18 protein-coding genes and 1 pseudogene are annotated in these 20,479 nt (G+C 53.7%); 7 read left to right on the forward strand and 12 right to left on the reverse strand.

Annotated features, from left to right (window positions below; translation table 11 throughout):
- Nucleotides 1-16 precede the first annotated feature (16 nt).
- The 3 genes and pseudogenes from FD19_RS03725 (at nucleotide 17) to pepF (ending at nucleotide 2,996) form a co-directional block, all read left to right on the forward strand.
- Complete coding sequence (locus tag FD19_RS03725; RefSeq protein ID WP_054750168.1) at nucleotides 17-817, forward strand: helix-turn-helix domain-containing protein; 801 nt, start codon at nucleotides 17-19, stop codon at nucleotides 815-817.
- Between the two features lie 111 nt (nucleotides 818-928).
- Complete coding sequence (locus tag FD19_RS03730) at nucleotides 929-1,117, forward strand: hypothetical protein (protein WP_054750165.1); 189 nt, start codon at nucleotides 929-931, stop codon at nucleotides 1,115-1,117.
- 65 nt (nucleotides 1,118-1,182) lie between these two features.
- Nucleotides 1,183-2,996, forward strand: a pseudogene (gene pepF, locus FD19_RS03735) (oligoendopeptidase F).
- A gap of 74 nt (nucleotides 2,997-3,070) precedes the next feature.
- Here pepF and FD19_RS03740 read toward each other — a convergent pair.
- The 10 genes from FD19_RS03740 to FD19_RS03785 all read right to left on the reverse strand — a co-directional run bounded on the left by FD19_RS03740 (nucleotide 3,071) and on the right by FD19_RS03785 (nucleotide 14,803).
- Nucleotides 3,071-3,418, reverse strand: coding sequence for a hypothetical protein (locus FD19_RS03740; RefSeq protein WP_054750163.1), 348 nt, complete (start codon nucleotides 3,416-3,418; stop codon nucleotides 3,071-3,073).
- A gap of 109 nt (nucleotides 3,419-3,527) precedes the next feature.
- Complete coding sequence (locus FD19_RS03745) at nucleotides 3,528-3,998, reverse strand: GNAT family N-acetyltransferase (RefSeq protein WP_056969158.1); 471 nt, start codon at nucleotides 3,996-3,998, stop codon at nucleotides 3,528-3,530.
- Nucleotides 3,999-4,125: 127 nt separating this feature from the next.
- The gene (gene cshA / locus FD19_RS03750; RefSeq protein WP_056969159.1) at nucleotides 4,126-5,685 is read right to left on the reverse strand and encodes a degradosome RNA helicase CshA; all 1,560 of its coding nucleotides are present in this window, start codon (nucleotides 5,683-5,685) and stop codon (nucleotides 4,126-4,128) included.
- Nucleotides 5,686-6,006: 321 nt separating this feature from the next.
- Nucleotides 6,007-7,404, reverse strand: a complete 1,398-nt coding sequence (locus FD19_RS03755; RefSeq protein WP_056969160.1) for a UDP-N-acetylmuramoyl-tripeptide--D-alanyl-D-alanine ligase — start codon at nucleotides 7,402-7,404, stop codon at nucleotides 6,007-6,009.
- A gap of 157 nt (nucleotides 7,405-7,561) precedes the next feature.
- The gene (locus FD19_RS03760; RefSeq protein WP_054750161.1) at nucleotides 7,562-8,221 is read right to left on the reverse strand and encodes a DUF2238 domain-containing protein; all 660 of its coding nucleotides are present in this window, start codon (nucleotides 8,219-8,221) and stop codon (nucleotides 7,562-7,564) included.
- Nucleotides 8,222-9,863: 1,642 nt separating this feature from the next.
- The gene (locus tag FD19_RS03765; RefSeq protein ID WP_054750159.1) at nucleotides 9,864-10,115 is read right to left on the reverse strand and encodes a type B 50S ribosomal protein L31; all 252 of its coding nucleotides are present in this window, start codon (nucleotides 10,113-10,115) and stop codon (nucleotides 9,864-9,866) included.
- A gap of 96 nt (nucleotides 10,116-10,211) precedes the next feature.
- Entirely contained in the window at nucleotides 10,212-11,480 is a 1,269-nt protein-coding gene (locus FD19_RS03770) for a UDP-N-acetylglucosamine 1-carboxyvinyltransferase (protein ID WP_056969161.1), read from the reverse strand.
- 254 nt (nucleotides 11,481-11,734) lie between these two features.
- Nucleotides 11,735-13,330, reverse strand: coding sequence for a CTP synthase (locus FD19_RS03775; RefSeq protein WP_054750157.1), 1,596 nt, complete (start codon nucleotides 13,328-13,330; stop codon nucleotides 11,735-11,737).
- A gap of 326 nt (nucleotides 13,331-13,656) precedes the next feature.
- Nucleotides 13,657-14,238 carry a DNA-directed RNA polymerase subunit delta gene (rpoE, locus tag FD19_RS03780; protein ID WP_054750155.1) on the reverse strand — a complete coding sequence of 194 codons (582 nt, stop codon included), beginning with the start codon at nucleotides 14,236-14,238 and terminating at the stop codon, nucleotides 13,657-13,659.
- Nucleotides 14,239-14,353: 115 nt separating this feature from the next.
- Nucleotides 14,354-14,803 carry a YwiB family protein gene (locus FD19_RS03785; protein ID WP_056969162.1) on the reverse strand — a complete coding sequence of 150 codons (450 nt, stop codon included), beginning with the start codon at nucleotides 14,801-14,803 and terminating at the stop codon, nucleotides 14,354-14,356.
- 192 nt (nucleotides 14,804-14,995) lie between these two features.
- Between FD19_RS03785 and FD19_RS03790 the strand changes: the two genes are divergently transcribed.
- Together FD19_RS03790 and yidA are read left to right on the forward strand one after the other, a co-directional pair.
- Complete coding sequence (locus FD19_RS03790; RefSeq protein ID WP_056969163.1) at nucleotides 14,996-16,354, forward strand: HD domain-containing protein; 1,359 nt, start codon at nucleotides 14,996-14,998, stop codon at nucleotides 16,352-16,354.
- Nucleotides 16,355-16,368: 14 nt separating this feature from the next.
- On the forward strand, nucleotides 16,369-17,181 hold the full coding sequence (yidA, locus tag FD19_RS03795; RefSeq protein ID WP_056969164.1) for a sugar-phosphatase: 813 nt from the start codon (nucleotides 16,369-16,371) through the stop codon (nucleotides 17,179-17,181).
- On the opposite strand, the gene FD19_RS03800 is transcribed toward yidA, so the two are convergent.
- Nucleotides 17,178-17,639, reverse strand: a complete 462-nt coding sequence (locus FD19_RS03800; protein ID WP_054750150.1) for an NUDIX hydrolase — start codon at nucleotides 17,637-17,639, stop codon at nucleotides 17,178-17,180. The genes yidA and FD19_RS03800 overlap by 4 nt on opposite strands.
- Nucleotides 17,640-17,708: 69 nt before the next feature.
- On the opposite strand from FD19_RS03800, the gene FD19_RS03805 reads away from it, so the two are divergent.
- Both FD19_RS03805 and mscL read left to right on the forward strand, forming a co-directional pair.
- Nucleotides 17,709-18,773 (forward strand): YdcF family protein, encoded by a 1,065-nt coding sequence (locus tag FD19_RS03805; RefSeq protein WP_225353476.1) that lies wholly within the window; start codon nucleotides 17,709-17,711, stop codon nucleotides 18,771-18,773.
- Nucleotides 18,774-18,833: 60 nt separating this feature from the next.
- Entirely contained in the window at nucleotides 18,834-19,214 is a 381-nt protein-coding gene (mscL, locus tag FD19_RS03810) for a large-conductance mechanosensitive channel protein MscL (RefSeq protein WP_056969165.1), read from the forward strand.
- A gap of 67 nt (nucleotides 19,215-19,281) precedes the next feature.
- Here the strand turns inward: mscL and FD19_RS03815 are convergent, their stop codons facing one another.
- Complete coding sequence (locus tag FD19_RS03815; protein WP_054750145.1) at nucleotides 19,282-20,265, reverse strand: ribose-phosphate diphosphokinase; 984 nt, start codon at nucleotides 20,263-20,265, stop codon at nucleotides 19,282-19,284.
- Nucleotides 20,266-20,479 lie beyond the last annotated feature (214 nt).

The raw sequence follows: 20,479 nt of genomic DNA on the forward strand, positions 1-20,479 counted from the left end.
AAGCGAACAAACCCTTATGCACCCACAAATTGGTTCCGTGATCCACAAACTACGTACTGCTCAAGGCTGGTCGGTCGACGACCTAGCCGCGGGCGTCTGTCCCGCGACCACCCTTGCGGCGATTGAGGCCAATACTCACGTACCGAGCATCGAGACCATTATTGGCATCAGCCAGCGTCTAGGTATCCGCCTTAACCGCTTTGACCTGGCCGCCAACTACCCCGTGGGCAAAAATGCGCGCCGGAACCTGGAACTCAGCAGTCATATCGCTGATCACGACTATGGCGCCGTCAAGAAGATGCTCAACTCCGCAGCTTACGCGGATGCCGCCATGTCAGACGTACAGGCGCAAGCGTACTACTTCTACCTGGGCCTAGCTGACCTAGCCGTCGACGCTAACTTGGATGGGGCACGCTACAACCTGCACATGGCGTTAGCCGTGAACCACCAACGCTCGGTGCTGACCGCATTGTGTTACGCCTACGTCGGCTTGGTCGCTGCGCAAGCACGCAAAGTCGCACCGCTCACCGACGCGGTGACGAACGCGACCCAAATGGCGGATACAGTTCCCTTTAACGGTGACGTTAACGCAGTCAACTACGTCGGGGCACTTGCTTACTTCCAAGCTCAGGATGTGTCCCGGAGCGCGGAGTTAGCCGTCGCAACTTTACAGCTCGCCGCCCAGCACCAGCAACCGGCGTTACTAATGCACACGTACACGCTACTCGCCCAACTCATTCGCCGGGTGGCCGGCCAGCCACAAGCACTACGCACCCTCAATACCATCACGGATTGGGACAATATTTTGCAATTCTAAAACCAAATGTGAAAAAAGCCAGTTAAATTTAACTGGCTTTTTGTTTAATTTTAATTTACACTCAATGTAGGCGGATACAGGGACCGCCAACGTATGAGGGAAGTGATTGCAATGTCAGCAAACTGGCGTCGTGAGTACGATGATGAGGCCCTGCTGTTCGGGTTGTTGACCGGTATCAAGCCCATCCCGGACGTTGTCCCGACTAAGTCATCGTTGCCACAAACGGGAGCACCAAATGCACAAGTAACGCACAAGCAGGAGTCAAAACCAGATGCCAAACAGTCAGTTACCCACAAATAATCCACATTGAACACCCACCGGGAGCCATGCGGTGGGTGTTCAATGTTTTTTGATCAAGGAGGTACATTATGTCATCAGCCTTACCACCACGCAGTGCCGTTGATCCAGCCAATACGTGGGATCTTACCGCCATTTTTAGTGACGCTAATGCGTGGCGTGCCGCCACGCACCAATTGGTGGATCAAGCCCGCCAATTTAGTCACCGGTACGCACACCACCTCGACACAACTACGAACGTGGTCGCCGCACTTGACGACCTCAATGGTATTGAAACGTTACGCGAACAAGTCGCTTGTTACACGGAATTTCCGCAAAGTGCCGACAGTACCAATCCCGAACTAAACGCGCGCGTTGCCACCAACGCGACTGTCCAAGCCAACGTTGATAGTGCCCTCAGTTTCTTGCACCCAGCACTGGCCCAGTTGCCCACCACCGTCCTGGATACGGTGGTCCGGGAACGACCCCAATACGCCGGTTACATACGCCACCTAGTTGCCACCCAAGCCCACGTCCTCAGTCCGGAGTTAGAAAGCACCCTGGCTACCTTGGCGCCAGCACTCAATACCTTCCGTAACATCCGGCGACAGGCATTGCGGCAGACATGGACTTCGGCACCTTCACCGCACACGGGCACACTTACCCGCTCGACTTTGTGAGCTATGAGGAAACATACCAAAAACACCCCGATCCGGCGGTGCGGCGAGCCGCATTCCGGCAATTTAGTGCGACCCTCGCACGGTACCAACACACCTTTGCCACCGCCTACCTCGGCCAGGTGACCCGTGAAAAAGCCGCAGCCACATTGCGGGGTTATGATTCTGTCATCGACTTCTTGCTGGCCGACCAGGAGGTACCGCGGCCGCTGTTTGACCGCCAAATCGACGTTCTCATGAACCGGCTGGCACCCGTGATGCGCCGCTACGTCCGGCACGTGGCCCAGGTGCGCGGGCTTGACCACTTGGAGTACACCGACCTGCAAATCGACATCGACCCCGACTTTGCACCTCAATACACACGGGCTGATGCGACCACCATTGTGGAACAGGCGACCGCGGTGCTAGGACCGGACTACCAGCAGCTGATGCACCAGGCCTTGACCCAGCGGTGGGTCGACTGCGCACCTAACGTTGGTAAAGATTCCGGGGCCTACACGGAAATGCCTTACGGTGTGCACCCCTACATCATGATGACGTGGACCGACACGTTGCCGGCGCTGGACACCCTCATCCACGAGCTCGGCCATGTGGGGCAAATGCACTACTCGGCTGACGCCAATCCGGCGTTAACATGGGTCATGCCCATTTACCATTGTGAGGCACCCTCAACCTTTAACGAGTTACTACTCACTCGCTACCTGACCCAGCAGGCAACGGATAATCCGCGCCTACAACGTTTTGCACTGTCACGGTTGCTGAGTGACACCTACTTCCACAACTGTGTCACTCACCTACTAGAAGCAGCCTTCCAGCGGGAAGTTTACACGCTGATCGACCGTGGTGAAAGCTTTGACGCCGCCCGCCTCGACAAGCTAAAGTTGCAAGTATTACGCCAATTCTGGGGCGACACTGTAGACTTAACGGGCGCGGAAACCACCTGGATGCGCCAGGATCACTACTACCTCGGCCTGTACTCGTACAGCTATTCGGCCAGCCTGACCATTGCCACGCAGGTGTGGCAAGATCTGGAACACGACCAAAGTAGCACGGTGCAACGCTGGCGAAAGTTCTTGGCCCTGGGTGACAGTGCCGATCCCGTGGCGGCAGCGGCCGTGGCCGGCGTGGATGTAACCACCGATGCACCGTTACAACACATGGTGGACTTCCTCGACGGGACAGAACGGCGCATTGAACAACTATCCACAACCATTGCACAGCAGTAGTTAAAAAAAGCCGGTTACCCAAAAACTGTGGGTAACCGGCTTGACTGTATTATCGTGTTATTGGTGCGAGGCCCTTAAACGTAACGGGCCCGGTTTTCAAAGTTCAGTTTACCGATGACGACGTCGCTAGAATGCGCCCCACCTTCAACCAGGAGACCCTGGTTATCGAGCATTTTGACCATGAAGTTCTGGGTGGCCAGGGTCAGGTTGATCCCCGAGGTGATTTCAACACCCTGGGACTTCGCGTAATCAATGGCACCCTGCACGGAGAGGGTCAGGGAATCATGAAAGGTGGTGTTCAGGCGGTCGTACAAAACATCGAGTTGCTGATCAACGTATTCGCCAATTGCGGCAAAGTAAGTTTTGTGGGCAGCCTGTAGTTTCATGTAGCGGGATACGAGTTGATTATTGTCAATTGTCATCTTAGGGCTCCAATCTAAATTGTGGGAAAGGCAATGGGTTAAGTGTATCACAGAGCGAAGCCCCACGGGTAGAAAGCGTGAGCGTAAGCTACCCCTAATGCTCACAATATCACAGCGCTTTGATAAAGAACCGATCCATCTCAGTATGCGGCCCCGCGGCCAGCGGCGCTGATAGCGCCTTGTACCCCAGTTTAGGGTACAACAGACAAGCCACAGTCAGGACGTGGTGGGTCTCCAAATAAATCCGCCGGTATCCCGCCACGCGCGCACCAGCCTCCGCGCAGGCCACCAACCGGCGACTAGCGCCCTGGCCTTGCGCGGCAGGCGCAATGTACAGCTTTTGCAGTTCGGCTGTATCGTCACAATACTCACCAAAGCCGCAGCCGCCGACGACCTCATCCGCGTCGTTCACCAAGACAAAGTACCCACGCTGGGGTTGTGCGTAAAACGTCGCCAGATCATCCAGTTGCGGATCAAAGTACGCCGTCCCGGGCACATCCAAGCCAAAATGTGCCAAACTATCGCGAATCAGGTGGGCCACCGCCGCGTTATCCCCCGCCCGTATTGGTCGAATCTGCATGTTGTCACCCCACTACACTAAATTTACTCACCATTATACTGCTACCGGACAAGTCAGGAACAACGACTTTGTTACCCCAAACAAAAAGGAGCCAACCACCAACGTGGTGAGCTCCTTGTCGTTAATTTTAGTCTTTAGTCCGAATTGTGAAGCTATTACGCTTCTTGCCGGCACCGGAACGGTTACGGTCATCGCGACGGTGATCATCCCGCCGGCCGCCGTTACGGTGGTCAGCACCATTACGGTCGCGTGAACCCCGATAACCGCCACGGCGTTCGCCACCACGGTTACCACGGTAGCCACCGCGGTTATTCCCACGGTAACCACCACGACCGCCATTACGGCTCCGGCCACCACCGTGACCGCGCCGTGGTAATGGACGTTCTGGTGTGATCTTAACCGGTACGGAGGACGCGTCATCTGGTGCAACGCTCTTCAGCAGGGCAGCCGCAATCTGTTCTGGCGTGTATTCCTTCAACAGGGCTGCAGCGTCATCCTCAAACTTGCTGAGGTCACCGTCCATGATTTCCTTAACGTTGGCCAACGCTGTATTCAACTGACCACGGAACGCCTCGTCGGCAGTTGGTGGCTTCATTGGTAGCATCCGCTTCTTCGTCAGGTCTTCAATCGTCCGCAGGTAGTCAATTTCACCCGGCGTGACGAAGGTTACGGACACCCCGGAGTGACCGGCACGGCCAGTACGGCCAATACGGTGCACGTAGCTGTCGGGGTCCTGGGGAATGTCGTAGTTGTAAACGTGGGTCACACCCGAAACGTCAAGTCCACGAGCGGCAACGTCGGTGGCAACCAGGAAGTCCAGCTCGCCACTCTTAAACTGCTTCAGCACCTGCGAGCGCTTCTGCTGGGTGAGGTCACCGTGAATTCCTTCGGCTTTGTAACCGCGGGCCTGGAGACCCTTAGTCAGTTCGTCGACACGGCGCTTCGTCCGCCCGAAGATCAGGGCCAGTTCAGGACCCTGCACGTCAAAGATGCGGGTCATGATGTCAAACTTTTCAAAGTCCTTAGCGCGAACGTAGTACTGATCGATATTGTCGGCAGTCAGCTCTTTGCTCTTGATCTGCACAGTCTCAGGATTGTGCATGAACTTGTTGGCAATGTTCATGATGGGCTTAGGCATCGTCGCGGAGAACAGCAAGGTCTGACGACCCTCCGGTGCGTTCTGCACGATGCTCTCAATGTCATCAATGAACCCCATGTCCAACATCTCGTCGGCTTCGTCCAGGACCAAAGTCCGGAGGTTAGCCAGCTTCAACGTGTGACGGTTGATGTGGTCAAGTAAACGACCTGGCGTACCCACAACGATTTGTGGATGATCTGCTAAGCCACGAATCTGGCGCCGAATGTCGGAACCACCGTACACGGCTTGGACCCGTGCATGCTTGTCGCGACCCAACCGGTAAAGTTCTTCCTGGGTCTGAATCGCCAGTTCCCGGGTTGGTGAAATGACCAACGCCTGAACGGAACGGTCACTAAAATCAATGTGTTGCAGTAATGGCAGACCAAAAGCCGCGGTCTTACCAGTACCCGTTTGGGCCTGCCCAATAACGTCCTTACCCGCTAAGACCAGCGGGATGGTGGCTGCCTGGATTGGGGTTGCTTCTTCAAACCCGGCACGGTCAATCGCCTTGAGCAAATCTTGGTCCAAACCTAATTCTGTAAACTTCAAATGAGTCCTCCTAGTGTGTGCATATGCACACCACAAAACCGGAGTAAATCCACCCATGAAGGTACCGTTTTGTAACGTGCACAATGTGTTATCAAAAATGCGTTCTTACTATTATAGCGTGAATCGGGTCAAAACGCAAAGAAAGGCCCAGACGCCCTAGGGTTTCACAGCCAGTTTTCATAATTGCAACATGCTCAACGACCAGAAATTGCGTCTCCTCGGGTTCGCGGCCACGTGACCGCAATGGTTATCTTCATTAACATCTGCCCATAAAGAAAGGGAGTGTGTGCGGTAGCACCACTCCCAAAAATTGTCATAACGTTATTCTCGTGAACCGTTCAGTAACGCGCTCAACACGTTTTCTAGGTGCATCCCGTGGCTACCCTTGATCAAAACGAGATCATCCGAGTACACCCCATCCAGTAGCTGCGACTCCAGGTGACTTTGATCATCCTCGGCAAAGTAGAACAGGTGCTGGCCGTCATACTTAGCCTGCAGGGCGGTATACAGCGCATGCATTTCCGGCCCGTATAGGTAGACACAGTTAACTTGGTCAGGATCCAAGGCATCGGCCAAACCCGCGTGTAGGTCATGGCTCGCCGTGCCTAGTTCCAGCATGTCACCCAGCACGGCAATGCGGCGCCCCTTGGTGGGCACCTTCACAAAGTCGTGCAACACGGCACGCACAGCGGTCGGGTTAGAGTTATAGACGTCACTGAGGATGGACTCCCCGGCGTCACCCTTCAACCACTCCGTCCGGTTATGCGTGGCCTTGAAGTGCGCCAACGCATCACGCATGGCTTCCGGCTTCACATGGAAGCGCCGCCCAACTAAAATCGCCGCAAGGGCGTTGTTAACGTTGTACTCCCCCATCATCGGAATGGAGAAGTGCACGTCTGGCCAGCGGGAAACATCAAACTCCGTGTGGTCACGGAACGGCTGCACGTGTTCCGCCGCCAGGTCGTTATTTGGTGCTAGGCCAAAGGTGACCTGGTCCTGCGTCACTTTGGCGGCCCGCTCCCGCAATAACGGTTCATCCCCATTATAAACGAACAGGCCATCGTCTTTGAGCCCCGACACGATTTCCATCTTGGCATCCGCAATCCGGTCGCGCGTCTTAAAAAACTCAATGTGTGCTTCGCCAATCATGGTAATAACCGCCACATCCGGTTCCGCCAGGGTGCTGAGGGCTTCAAGTTCACCAAAGTGATCCATACCCATCTCGACCACTAGCACCTCGGTATTTGGTTCCATCGACAGAATCGTGATGGGGACCCCGATAGCATTGTTAAAGTTATCCTGGGTCTTAACCACCCGGTACTGGCTGGCCAAAATTGCGGCCGTCATGTCCTTGGTGGTCGTTTTCCCGTTACTACCCGTAATGGCAACCACTTTGGGGTTCACTTTAATCAGCAGATAGTAACGTGCCCACGCGTGTAGCGCCTTGAGTGGATCATCCACCACCAGTAGCGGCGCAGTACCCACGCGGCTTTGCGTACTCTCTGCATGCGCGTGGTCACAGAAACTAGCGACCGCGCCACCGGCAAAGGCCTGCTCAATAAACTCATGACCATCACGGTGACCCTTCAATGGTACAAACAGGTCGCCCTGTTGCACCTTCCGGGCGTCAAAACACACGCCAGTCACCGTCACCTGGTCAGCGTTAGCTGGTGCTGTGGCACCCACCACGCTGGCAATTGTATCCAGAGTCATTTTCATGACAGTATCTCCCCTATATAAAAACGGGTAGGCACATCAACTGCACGTACCCGTTTTTGATTAGATCGTGATCCGCACCACGATCAGGTAGCAACGTGTTACTACCCACAACTGATTTGAACCCATCAATTTTACCGCGAATCGGGCCCCGATGCCACTACTTTATCCGCCGCAGCATGTAAGTGTCGAGCCAGTGCCGATTCCGCCGAATACCAAAGTACCCGACGATGCCCAGCGCCAGGCTCCCCACAAAGTCCATGCACAGGTCGCCCATGGTGTCCATGAGCGCGGCCCGACCAGCCAACAAGTGTCCACCGCTCATGTACCGCTGCATGTCGAGGCCGAACAAACCATCACCGGTAAACTCGTAAAACTCCCAGCAGACACCGACCATTGTCCCGAATGCCACCGCAAAGATGCTCAGTAATAGCGGGCTGACCTGGTCACGCTGGTCGGCGGGCGTCAGGGCCGCAAAGATCATGTACCCGAGTCCGGCTAACATGGCCGCAGAGAAGGCGTGCTCAACTTTGTCCCAGTACGGCACCGAGTACATCCCCATCCCGGTACCTAACAGGATCGACATTAGGATAAACAACTCGTACAGCGCCACCAATAACGGTGGCAACTGCACGTGCAACCACTTGGTCAGTGCAAGCGGCACGGAGGCCAACACCAGCCCAGCGGCAACCTGCCCAATCAGGCCCAGCTGGCTACTGCGCCACGGATGGCCCATAGCTAGCAACGTCCCACAGATAATGACGTACAACAGCATGCCGATAATATTCAGGTAATATAGGTACTGGCTAAATTTACGCATATTCTGCCCTCCAATCAGCAGAGCGGAGCGTTCAGAGACAGAATGGGACGGGCTGGGATGCCCAGGACCCACTTTGGCCTCGACATTCCAGCTCGGTACCTGGCAGTTTCAGCCCCGCGCAAATCGACTAACATGAACAGTTTAACAGAAGCATTTCCTCACCGTGAGGATTTTGGCGCGCAAATGGCAAAATGCATTTAGTTTCGCGCCGGGAAAGGTCGCTGATTGTGTAGTTAGCTGTCCTGGCACCGAGATGTCTCCCAGTAAGGACAATGTCCCTAATGGCCATCGGTATTCCTATTCTTTTCCATCATCAGCCATCTAGTCAGCCAACGCTACAGTCTCGGCCATTGTTCCGAGTTAGCTCCCAGTAGGGACATAAAGACAATGTCCTTACCAGGCATCGCCATTCCGCTAGCTTTTCGCCATCAGCGGTCAAACCAGCCAATGCTACAGTCTCTCGCAATGGCTTAGCCATTGCTCCGAGTTAACTCTCAGTAAGGACAATGTCCTAACTGGGAGTAAAAAAAAACCTCCGCAAGCGGAGGAAAGTTTGGGGGAACTTTTTTGGGGAGTGTAAGTTTAGGTTTGAGATAGGCTGATGCCTCTCTACAAGTTATATAGTACCAAATCTAACAAGCTGTGCTCAGCAACATCAATAAATATATTTTTTATTTTGGCGAACTTTATAATAATTTATTTATAGTACCATTAGTTAAATAATGCTGTGGCGGACACTTCTGTCACCCTTGTCAATAAACGTTGCAAATACAACGATTATCCCTGTGTAACGTCGACAGCGCCACCAAGAAATCATATTCGTGACGGCCATCCGTCCGTAAACGATACCACAACATTGACACATCTGGCTAGTTATAATAAACGTAAATTTATGTGATTTACTTCACACATAAAAGTAGTCACACCATTAATACCCCGACAAACAGCGCACTGACTGTCTTTAACGACAACCTAACAATCCTACAATCTTGTGTCACCCACCCACAGCGGGGGGCATCATCATCAGTCCTTGGGGTGCGTGGCAGGGATTCAAACTTATCCTCACCTCACCGAGCGATCACAGATAATTTTCCTAGTAAGGACAATGTCCGTACTGGGCATCGCCATTCCGCTAGCTTTCAGCCATCAGCGGTCAAGCCAGCCAATGCTACAATCTCTCGCAATGGCTTGGCCATTACTCCGAGTTAACTCTCAGTGAGGACAAAGTCCTAACTGACCATCGACACTCCGCTAGTTCTTCGCCATCTGCGCTCAAGCCAGCCAATGCTACAGTCTCTCGCAATGGCTTGGCCATTGCTCCGAGTTAACTCTCAGTAAGGACAAAGTCCTAACTGAGAGTAAAAAAAACCTCCGCTAGCGGAGGAAAAGTTTGGGGGAACTTTTTTGGGGAGTGTAAGTTTAGGTTTGAGTTTGGCTTGCGCCTCTCTACGCAACTTATAATACCAAATTATTATCCGTGAACGCGCCAATTTATCACAGGATAATTTTTATTTTTTGGCCGTTCATTAGCAAGAGCTTATTGACATATAAGTAAAGCTAAACGTGATTTAATAGCCAGACGCGCTACCTTTTTTGCCCAAACAAAAACCCCGGCGCTAACCGGGATTTTATAAGTACATCATTACTTGCTCGTAAAACCGTACTTCTTGTTGAACCGCTCAACACGGCCATCCGCCTTAGCAAACTTCTGCTTGCCAGTGTAGAACGGGTGGGAGTCAGACGTCGTTTCAACACGAACCAATGGGTATTCCTTACCATCGTCCATGGTGACAGTCTCGCTGCTGGTCTTAGTGGAGCCAGCAATAAACTTGTAACCAGTCGTTGAGTCCATGAATACGACCTGGTGATAATCTGGGTGAATTCCTTGCTTCATGATCATTTCTCCTTCGCCCTGAGCCATTGCCTGACCCAGAGATTCTTATTATCTTAACTGTAGTATGTTAACACGAATGCGCACTTTTGGCAATTTTCAGCTGGCGCTGTCCACTAGCTGAACGTCCGCGCCCAAGCCTTGCAACTTCATTACCACACGGTCATAACCGCGGAGAATGTTATCGACTTTGGTGATGGTCGTTTCGCCCTGCGCCATCAACCCGGCCAGCATTAAGCACGCGCCGGCCCGAATCTCTTCAGCCGCAACCGTCGCGCCGGTCAGTTGGTCGCAGTGACGAATCTTGATGTGATCATCCTCCACCCTGATGTTAGCTCCCATCTTGAGGAGTTCCGGCACGTGCCGGGTCCGTTTGGGATAGATGGTGTCGATCACCATCGCCTCCCCGTCGGCTTTCATCAATAACGGAGTCAACGGTTGCTGGAGGTCAGTGGCAAAGCCGGGGTATGGCGCAGTCTTAATCGTCACGCCGTGAAGCTCACCGGAAGGGTATACAAAGATGGAATCTTCCCCTACATCCATGACCACACCCATTTCCTCTAACTTGGCCAAAAAAGAATCCAGGTGTTCCGCAATGATGTTCTTGACCAGGATACCGTCACCCTGGGCTGCCGCAATGGACAAGTACGTGCCCGCCTCAATACGGTCAGGAATGATGGTATGCGCGTTGTTCGCCGCCAACCGACTGGCACCTTCAATGCGAATCACGTCAGTACCGGCACCACGAATCGTCGCGCCCATATTGTTGAGGTACGTAGCGAGGTCAATAATTTCCGGCTCCCGTGCAACGTTCTCAATAACCGTCTGTCCGTGGGCAGTGACCGCCGCAAGAATGATATTGATGGTTGCCCCCACCGACACCATGTCGAGGAAAATATGTGCTCCATGCAGGCCGTCTTCAGGCGCATTTAAAACAATGGCCCCGTTATGGTCCGCCACTTTGGCACCCAGGGCCTCGAACCCCTTAATGTGTTGGTCAATTGGCCGCGGCCCAATGTCATCACCACCAGGCAACCCCACGACCGCATGTCCAAAGCGGCCCAACATGGCGCCCATAAAGTAATAAGACGCCCGCAGGCTCTTGATTTTCCCACTGGGGAGATCGGTCATCACGATCTGCGTCGGGTCAATGCGTAGGTCATTACCACTGAAGTCAGAGGTCACATTCATCTCAGCCAGGATACTCATCAAGTTGTAAACATCCTGGATATGTGGCACCCCAGTTAGCAGTACTGGTGTCCGGGACAGGATGGCAGCGGGAATCAGCGCAACAGTGCTGTTTTTAGCGCCACCAATTGTGACCTCGCCAGACAGTCTCTTCCCCCCATGAATCAGCATTTTTTCCATCAAAAAATTCCTCGTTGAAAATCATTTCGTAACGTTTAATTGTTGAATTTATCCGTGAACCCGCTGACGGGCGCGATAACCAAATGAGCAAGATGACGATTCGCCACCCTGGGCGGCCTGCAAGCGTTTACCTGTGGCCGTTCTTTAATGTCAGGTTACCAACTTCACTCATTATTCCAGTTTATAGAAGGGCGGCGCTAAAAGCAAGCGCCGCCCCTCTTAAACAAAACTACAGATTAATTATTTAACTTTCTTTAGAAGTTCCCCGCGGCCTTGATGAACGCCTTGAATAGTGGTTCTGGCTTCGTTGGCCGAGACTGGAATTCTGGGTGGTACTGACTAGCAACAAAGAACTTGTTGGTCGGCAACTCGATGACTTCCATCAGCCGGTTATCAGGACTCGTACCGGAGAACACCAACCCTTTGGCCTCAAGCTGAGCGCGGTACTTCGTGTTGAACTCGTAACGGTGACGATGACGCTTCTGTACTTCCTTAACGTTGCCGTATGCAGCGGCGGCAACTGAACCCGGCTTCAGGTCACATGGATACAGCCCCAAACGCAAGGTACCGCCCATGTTTTCCACGTTTTCCTGGTCAGGCAGAATATCAATAATTGGGGTACCGTGATCCGCAGTTTCGGTGCTGATGGCATCCTTGATTCCAACCACATCCCGGGCAAATTCGATCGACGCCATCTGCATCCCCAAGCAAATGCCCAGGAACGGGACGTCATGCTCACGTGCGTAGCGAATAGCAGCAATTTTGCCTTCCAGACCCCGGTCACCAAAGCCACCAGGAACTAGAATGCCATCCGCATCCCCCAGCAACTCGTCCGCGTTTTCATCGGTCACGTCTTCAGCCTGGAGGGAGTTGAGCTCAATCTTGGTGTTGAAGCTGTATCCGGCAGCCCGCAGCGCTTCAGCCACGGAAATGTAGGCGCCTTTGAGGGAAACATACTTACCGACGAGGGCAATCTTAACGCTCCCCTGCAAGTTCTGCACCCGGTGCTCCAACTCAACAAAGTCGCTAATGTCAGCCGGCTTCGTCTTCAAGCCCAGGTGGTCAACCACGTATTGGTCCATGCCCTGTTCGTTCAGCTTGCGCACGATTGAGTAAATGGTGGGCACATCCCGCGACTCAATAACGGCTTCCGTCGGCACGTCCGTAAACATGGCAATCTTCTGCTTCATTTCGTCGGTGACGGGCTTTTCCGTCCGCAAAACCAACATGTTCGGCTGAATCCCGATGCTACGCAGTTCCTTGACGGTGTGCTGCGTTGGCTTGGTCTTGAGTTCAGCGGCAGCCCGCAAGTATGGTACCAAGGAAGCGTGGATGTAGAAGGTGTTTTCAGCGCCCACATCCGCCTTCATCTGACGAATAGCTTCCAAGAATGGTTCACTTTCAATGTCACCCACGGTACCACCGATTTCGGTGATGATAACATCCGAATCAGTGTGCTTCGCGGCACGCATAATCTTTTCCTTAATCATGTTAGTGACGTGTGGGATTACCTGCACCGTCCCGCCCAGGTATTCACCGTGACGTTCACGCTGCAAAACTTCCGAATAAATTTTACCAGCCGTGAAGTTACTGTATTTGTTCAAGTTGATATCGATAAACCGCTCGTAGTGACCCAAATCCAGGTCCGTTTCGGCGCCATCGTCGGTCACGAACACTTCACCATGCTGGTAAGGGTTCATGGTACCGGGATCGACGTTCAAATATGGATCAAACTTCTGAATGGTAACTTTGAGACCGCGACTCTTCAACAGGCGGCCAAGTGATGCGGCAACAATCCCCTTGCCCAGGGAACTAACAACGCCACCAGTGACAAAAATATACTTGGTCATATCAACTCTCCTATCCTAGACTGCGTGTCGCCACGACAGCCAACAACGACTTTACCGCGGGGAAAAACAAAAACAAAAAACAAGCTCCCCATTCACAATGGAATAGGGAGCTTGTAACCGATTGACTCTACATAGGTTCTGCAGAGTGCCCAATAAGTATATTACCGGGATGACATGCCAAAGTCAAGGGATTACCGGCAGGGATATCAAGGACGGTCAACCCCATACCGGGTTGGTCGCCTGCTGCAGACTCACAGCACCAATAACGCCTAACCTGCGCATAATAATAGGGCCACGTCCATTACGCGGCCCCACAGTCATACTATCTAATCATCATAATCAGTATCATCATCGTCATCGCTAAACTCAGCTAACTGACCTTCGATACCATCTGGCAGCTTGTCTGGCGTGTCGTCCGTTTCGTCGGCATCATCATCGACAGCCGCATCGTCGTCGTCCGCATAACCAGCTTCACCGTCATCGTAGTCATCGTCAGTATCGTCAAGATCATCGTCTTCAGGATCATCGGCGTTGTAATCAATGACGTCATCGTCATCAGCAACGTCAGCCAAGAAGGCGTTGACCTTCTTACGCTTCTTGCGCTGGGGCGCCCCTTCTTCGTCTTCGGGGTGGTTAACCTCTTCGTCGACGGATTCGTATGGATACCAGGAGCGCAGCCCCCAGACGTTCTCACCCAGCGAGATAAACTCACCATCTTCGTTCACATCAGTATAAAACTGTGGCAAGCGTTCACGAATTTCTTCGTCACTCCGGCCCAAGTAGGTCTGAATTTGATTGACCAGATCAGCAAACGCAATTGGTTCGCCCTTTTCATTTAAGATTGCGCGTGCAACCTCAATTAAGGACAGCTCGCTTTTGTCGGCGTCTTGGAATACTTCCAGTTTCAAGTTAGTCGCGCCCCTTTCCCGTTTTCGCAGATAGGTTCAATGATACCAGCGAACCATCTACATATCAATAGTAGCATACCACATTTGTGACATTTAGCTGCGCGTTCACGTTAATTTAATTGGCTCCAGTAAAGTTCAGGTGCAGGCGGTAATCACCCAAGTGTTGCTTGTTCGCATCAAGCCGGTACTCGATGTACACCTCACCATTCAGTGGTGCGCTGGTATAGGCCACATCCATCCGTGGCGTAATGGTCTGCACGGGAATTATACCGTACGGGGTCGTGTACCGTGCCACCACGGCTTTTTCGGCTTCGAACTGTAGCTGCAGCCGGGTGTCGGTTTCCGCGTTACCACGGGTGAGCATCACGGAGTCAGCCCCAGCGATCTTAAAAGTAACGGGGATGGTGGAATCATCGTCCGCCTGTTCACGGTAGCGTATATATAATGTGTCCCCCATTTGGACGAGTTGTCCGGGTTCATTAAATTCATGGTGTTCATTGTTTCCGTCCTGGTTGACCCACGTTTCAAGGTGAATTTGAACCGGGACGCCGCGTGTCATGTCCATACTTGTCATCCTCTCTGCCCTGTATTATATGCCAAAGCCGCCGCAACGGCTACCGGGGGATGGTGTGACCCCGACAACTGCCTCCGCCACCCATCCGCTCACCAGCTATGAGGCACAACACCCTGCATGGTGACGCAGACTGCTAGTTTGGCTATACTTAAAGTAGTAGAAACGTTTCCAGGAGGGGACTACATGGCAAATAAAAAATTACCGCGCGAAAAAGTCTTTCGCGACCCGGTCCACAATTATATCCACGTGCAAGACAGCGTTATTCTCGATTTGATCAACTCACCCGAAATGCAACGCTTACGCCGCATTCATCAGCTCGGTGTCAGTAGCATTGTCTTCCAGGGTGCCGAGCACACACGCTTCACCCACTCACTGGGCGTATACGAAATTGCGCGTGAGATCTGTGACAACTTTGCCGCTAATTACCCCAGCCGCACACCCGGAGATGGCCTGTGGGACAATTCCGAACGGCTGCTCACCCTGTGTGCTGCGCTACTCCACGACATCGGCCACGGCGCTTATTCGCACACCTTTGAACACATCTTCCATACCAACCACGAAGATATTACCCGGGAAATTATTACTAGTCCAGATACCCGCGTGAACGCCATCCTGCGTGGTGTGAGCCCCGAGTTCCCTGACCAAGTGGCTAGCGTGATTGACCACCAGTACCCTAATCCCCAAGTGGTCCAAATGATCAGCAGCCAAATCGATGCCGACCGAATGGACTACCTGCTGCGGGACGCGTACAACACCGGGACCAACTACGGTCTCTTTGACCTCACCCGGATCCTGCGCGTAATGCGGCCCTACGCGGGTGGCATCGCCTTTGAACCCAGCGGGATGCACGCGGTGGAGGACTACATCGTGAGTCGCTTCCAAATGTACCAGCAAGTTTATTTCCACCCCGTGTCCCGCGGGATGGAAGTAGTTCTCACTGGCGTCCTCAAGCGCGCCAAGGAACTGTACGAAGCCGGCAGCGTCAAAAAGGAATTCCGGCCGCGGCTACTGATTCCGTTCTTTGGCCAAGACTTTAATCTGGATGACTACCTCCAGCTGGACGACGGCGTGCTCACCACCTACTTTCACTACTGGCAGCGGTACCCCGATCCGATTTTGAGTGACCTAGCTGACCGGTTCCTGAACCGCCGGCCGCTGAAGTCATTACCGTTTTCGACCGGGACGGCGGACCTCCTGCCCGCAATGCGCCAGGCCGTTGCGGATGCCGGCTTTGATCCCGCGTACTACACGGCCATCAACAACAGCTTTGACTTGCCATACGACCAGTACGACCCGACCAGCGCGAGTCCCAAGACCCAAATCGAGATTATGCAACTCGACGGCTCACTAGAGGAATTATCCACATTGAGCCCGCTGGTAGCGGCCATTACCGGTAAGGTCAGCGGCGACCAGCGGTTCTTCTTCCCCAAAGTCATGCTGACGAGCAAAGACGACCCGGATTGGCAGCCCGCGTACGGCGAATTTCAGCAGTACCTTGCCCACGGACAGATCATTGATCCGCGTATCAACCGACTACTGTAACGGGAGGTAGTAACATGACGATCAAACTCATCGCAACCGATATGGATGGCACCTTGCTCAACCACGACAACGCAGTTAGCCAGCGCAACCGTGAGGCTATTCGCGCCGCCCGGGCCGCGGGAGTCCGAGTCGTGCTGTGTACCGGCCGGCCCCTACCCGGCATTGCCACCTACCTCGAGCCGCTGGGTCTGACCACCGACGATGATTACGCCATCGCCTACAACGGCGCGTTGGTACAAAGTTGCGCGAGTGGAACCGTGCTGCTACAACACGAGGTGACCCTTGCTGACTACGCCCGGTTCTACACCCTGAGCCAACGCTTCCACGTAGACATTCACGCTGAAGACAACCAGACATTGTACGCGGGACAGTCACCAACATCCGCCCTCACCCGGACGGAAGCACGCCTGACGTTTATTAACTTGGTGGTGCGTACCCCGGACGACTTTGCACCGGACACCCGCTTTGCCAAAATTATGTTCATTGACCAACCCGCACAGATTGACCGGTTACAAGCCCACCTAGCCCCCGCCACCCGCGCTGCTTACACCATCGTGCGCAGTGAACCCTACTTTCTGGAAGTGCTGAACCAAAGAGCCAGCAAGGGGCGCGCCCTCGCTGGCTTAGCGGCCAAACTGCATGTTCAACCCGACGAAGTGATGGTGCTAGGTGACCAGGCCAATGACCTGTCCATGTTCAATTATGCCGGCTGGGGCGTGGCGATGGGTAACGCCATCCCCGCCGTCAAAGCCCAGGCCAATGCCGTGACCGGCACCAACGCCGAAGACGGCGTCGCTCAGGCCATCGAACGGTATGTATTGCGTTAACCCTCGTGAATATGCGCCTGCAGTTCCAACCAGCGTGCGACCGCCCACCGGTGGGTCGGCCGCTTCAACTGGCCAGCTGCCACGCTAATGGGCATCAACATCAACGTGTTGAAGTTTTCCAGTGGTGGCGCCACCTGTTCGATCCCATGACACGCGTAAAACGTTGCGGGGTGGTAATAGGCCGTTTGCCGGTGATGGGAGTAAAAGTACTCCGCCGCCGCGCCCAGTTTGTCATCAATTGTGACCCGCACGCCAAATTCTTCAAGCAGTTCCCGTTGCAAAGTCGCCTGGTCATCTTCGCCAGCCTCAACGCCGCCCCCCGGCAGGAAAATTGCCGAGTTAGGTGCGCCCAACATGAGTAGCCGCTGGCCCGACGCATCCGGAATAACGGCGTACACGCCGCGGCGCTCGACGTAGTCCAACTTGGGATCCTTAGTACCAAAAACTGGGTCGGTCATTTTTATCACCACTTTCTAATTTGCTCTCATTATAATCTATTCGGCACTCGACTGAAAGGCGGAATGCACATGAACTGGTTTCTTTTTGGCGTCTTCCTGATTGCTGCGGGTTGTTGCGGCCTGGCTACGTACAGTTACCTCAGTGAACCTCGCCGGCTCGTCAACGGGTTGCTGATCAACCTAGCTTTGTTCAGCCTGCTCACCCTCGCCGCCGTAATCGTCATGGTGGCCAATAGTACCACGCTCCTCGTCGTGGCTCTCATCGCCCTCGTAATCGTCGGTGTGCCCGTGATCATGCTGGTGGCCTTCCACCTAGTGTGGTTATTATGGAACGCTTTGCTCGTGTGGCGCCGTGAAGGCCATAGTCTGGGCAACATGCTCACTTTAATGATTGCCGCGGGTTTGGTGCTACTCAGTATTTTGGATACCGTCGGCCACCAACTGTTGCCAGCCTGGTTGGCCTACTCACTGACGGTCTTGGTAAACTGTTGCTGGTTGTACATTGCCATTACCGGCCTGAACTTTCTCACCGCCCTCATCGCTTACAATTGCTGGCGGACCCGTCAGCCGCTCCAGTACCTGATCGTCCTCGGGGCCGGACTACTGGACGGCCACCGGGTATCCCGTCTGCTGGGCGCCCGCATTGACGTAGCCATTGCCCGCTACCAGCGGCAAGTGGCGCAGGGACTGCCAGCACCGACCATCATCTTGTCTGGCGGCCAGGGCCCCGATGAACAGGTCAGCGAAGCCCAAGCCATGCAAGCGTATGCGGTGGCCCACGGCATTCCGGCTACAGCGACCCTCCTCGAGGATCAAAGCCGCACGACCCTGGAGAACATGCGCTTTTCACGCCGCATCATCGATCAACACCAACAGGGACGGCCTTATCACGCGATGTTTTGCACGAATAATTATCACTTACTGCGTGCTGGTATTTTTGCCCGCCGTGCTGGTATCGACGCGAACGGAATCGGGGCCAAGACCCGTCTGTACTTCCTGCCCAACGCCACCATCCGTGAATACGTTGCCATGATGGTCATGAACAAACGCCGCCATTTTGTCGCCGGCGGCCTCATCCTAGCCTACACCATCCTCACCATGATTTTGGGCGCTACCCACACGATAGCCTTCTAACCATGCTAAAATATTCCTTGTAATGGTTACGCTGACTGAGCATCCAGGAGGAGGAGTACTATGCTGAAAGAGTTTCGAGAATTTATTAGTCGTGGCAACATGGTCGACCTAGCTGTGGGCGTTATCATTGGCGGTGCTTTCACCAGCCTGGTGAAATCCCTCACCACTAATTTGATCAGCCCATTACTGTCATTGTTTATGGGTAAAGCAAACTTAGACGGATTGTACTTCACCGTGTTCAGCGCTAAGTTCACTGTCGGGACGTTCATCAGTGATGTGATCAACTTCATCATTATGGCGTTCGTCGTGTTCCTGTTGGTCAAAATCATCAACCGACTCACCCACCGTGCTAAACCTGCGCCCGCGGCCCCGTCGGCAGAAGAAACCTACCTCAAAGAAATTCGGGATATGCTCGCCGCGCAGACCCACCAAAATGACTGACAAAAAACCACACAATCAAAAAGGAGCAACCACGCGATCGTGGTTGCTCCTTTGCTATCTATACGTACTACTCAGCGTCCCGACGGAACCGATTCTGGAACAATGGGGACACTGGCCGGTTTTCGTGAATGTGCTTGATGGCCCGGCCAATCAGTGGACCAACTGAAACGGTCACCAACTTGTCGAACTTCTTGTCCTCCGGCTGCTGGATCGAGTCGGTCACCACGACCTGCTCAATCGGAGAATTCTTCAACCGCTCAACGGCTGGGCCAGAGAACACGGCGTGGGTTGCGGAAACCAGCACGGACTTGGCGCCGGCTTCTTTCAACGCCGCCGAAGCCAAGGTGATAGTCCCCGCGGTGTCAATCATATCATCGATAATGATACAGTGCTTGTCCTTGACGTTACCGACAATGTTCATGACCTCAGCCACGTTTGGCCGTGGCCGCCGCTTGTCGATGATAGCAATCGGCGACTTCAGGAACTCGGCCAGCTTCCGGGCACGCGTCACCCCACCATGGTCAGGAGAAACGACCACGGTATCGTCACCAACAAAGTGGTTGCTGAGGAAGTAGTCCGCCAGCAGCGGCGCCCCCATCAAGTGGTCAACTGGGATATCAAAGAAACCCTGGATTTGTGCCGCATGGAGGTCCAGCAATAACGCCCGGTCGGCACCGGCACGTTCGAGCATGTTAGCCACCAACTTGGCGGTAATCGGTTCACGGCTCCGCGCCTTGCGGTCTTGACGGGCGTACCCGTAGTACGGCATCACCACGTTAATGGTGTGGGCGGACGCACGCCGCAGGGCATCGATCATGATGAGCAATTCCATCAGGTTGTCGTTAACCGGCGCCGAGGTGGACTGGATCAAGTAAATATCATCCCCACGGATACTTTCCTCGATGTTAATCTGAATTTCCCCATCAGAGAAACGGTTCACGGACGACTTACCCAACTCAACACCAACCTCAGCGGCAATCTTTTCCGCCAACGGCTTGTTGGAGTTCAGGGCAAAAATTTTTAATTTCGGGTCAGCGTAATGCGCAGACATGGTGGCCTCCATATGTGTATTTGTTCGGATTCTGCTTACGTATTAAGTCTAGACGATTAATCACAAAAAGCAAGTGACGTTGACTGGCTCTCATGAAATTATTTCTGAAAGTTCCTTGGTTCAACACCGCAAATGCCATAAAAAGTTGGTTAGGAACGGGCCGGCAAGACATGAAAGTACACCACCAACTGAGGTGTGACAATCAGAGTGTCAG

Origin of the sequence: Lacticaseibacillus thailandensis DSM 22698 = JCM 13996, assembly GCF_001436135.1 — a bacterium.
Classification (GTDB): domain Bacteria; phylum Bacillota; class Bacilli; order Lactobacillales; family Lactobacillaceae; genus Lacticaseibacillus; species Lacticaseibacillus thailandensis.

Coding starts and splice junctions, on each gene's coding strand:
- FD19_RS03725 (WP_054750168.1), top strand. CDS start 17: ATGCACCCACAAATTGGTTCCGTGATCCACAAACTACGTACTGCTCAA.
- FD19_RS03730 (WP_054750165.1), top strand. CDS start 929: ATGTCAGCAAACTGGCGTCGTGAGTACGATGATGAGGCCCTGCTGTTC.
- FD19_RS03740 (WP_054750163.1), bottom strand. CDS start 3,418: ATGACAATTGACAATAATCAACTCGTATCCCGCTACATGAAACTACAG.
- FD19_RS03745 (WP_056969158.1), bottom strand. CDS start 3,998: ATGCAGATTCGACCAATACGGGCGGGGGATAACGCGGCGGTGGCCCAC.
- FD19_RS03755 (WP_056969160.1), bottom strand. CDS start 7,404: ATGAAAATGACTCTGGATACAATTGCCAGCGTGGTGGGTGCCACAGCA.
- FD19_RS03760 (WP_054750161.1), bottom strand. CDS start 8,221: ATGCGTAAATTTAGCCAGTACCTATATTACCTGAATATTATCGGCATG.
- FD19_RS03765 (WP_054750159.1), bottom strand. CDS start 10,115: ATGAAGCAAGGAATTCACCCAGATTATCACCAGGTCGTATTCATGGAC.
- FD19_RS03770 (WP_056969161.1), bottom strand. CDS start 11,480: ATGGAAAAAATGCTGATTCATGGGGGGAAGAGACTGTCTGGCGAGGTC.
- FD19_RS03775 (WP_054750157.1), bottom strand. CDS start 13,330: ATGACCAAGTATATTTTTGTCACTGGTGGCGTTGTTAGTTCCCTGGGC.
- FD19_RS03785 (WP_056969162.1), bottom strand. CDS start 14,803: ATGGACATGACACGCGGCGTCCCGGTTCAAATTCACCTTGAAACGTGG.
- FD19_RS03790 (WP_056969163.1), top strand. CDS start 14,996: ATGGCAAATAAAAAATTACCGCGCGAAAAAGTCTTTCGCGACCCGGTC.
- yidA (WP_056969164.1), top strand. CDS start 16,369: ATGACGATCAAACTCATCGCAACCGATATGGATGGCACCTTGCTCAAC.
- FD19_RS03800 (WP_054750150.1), bottom strand. CDS start 17,639: ATGACCGACCCAGTTTTTGGTACTAAGGATCCCAAGTTGGACTACGTC.
- FD19_RS03805 (WP_225353476.1), top strand. CDS start 17,709: ATGAACTGGTTTCTTTTTGGCGTCTTCCTGATTGCTGCGGGTTGTTGC.
- mscL (WP_056969165.1), top strand. CDS start 18,834: ATGCTGAAAGAGTTTCGAGAATTTATTAGTCGTGGCAACATGGTCGAC.
- FD19_RS03815 (WP_054750145.1), bottom strand. CDS start 20,265: ATGTCTGCGCATTACGCTGACCCGAAATTAAAAATTTTTGCCCTGAAC.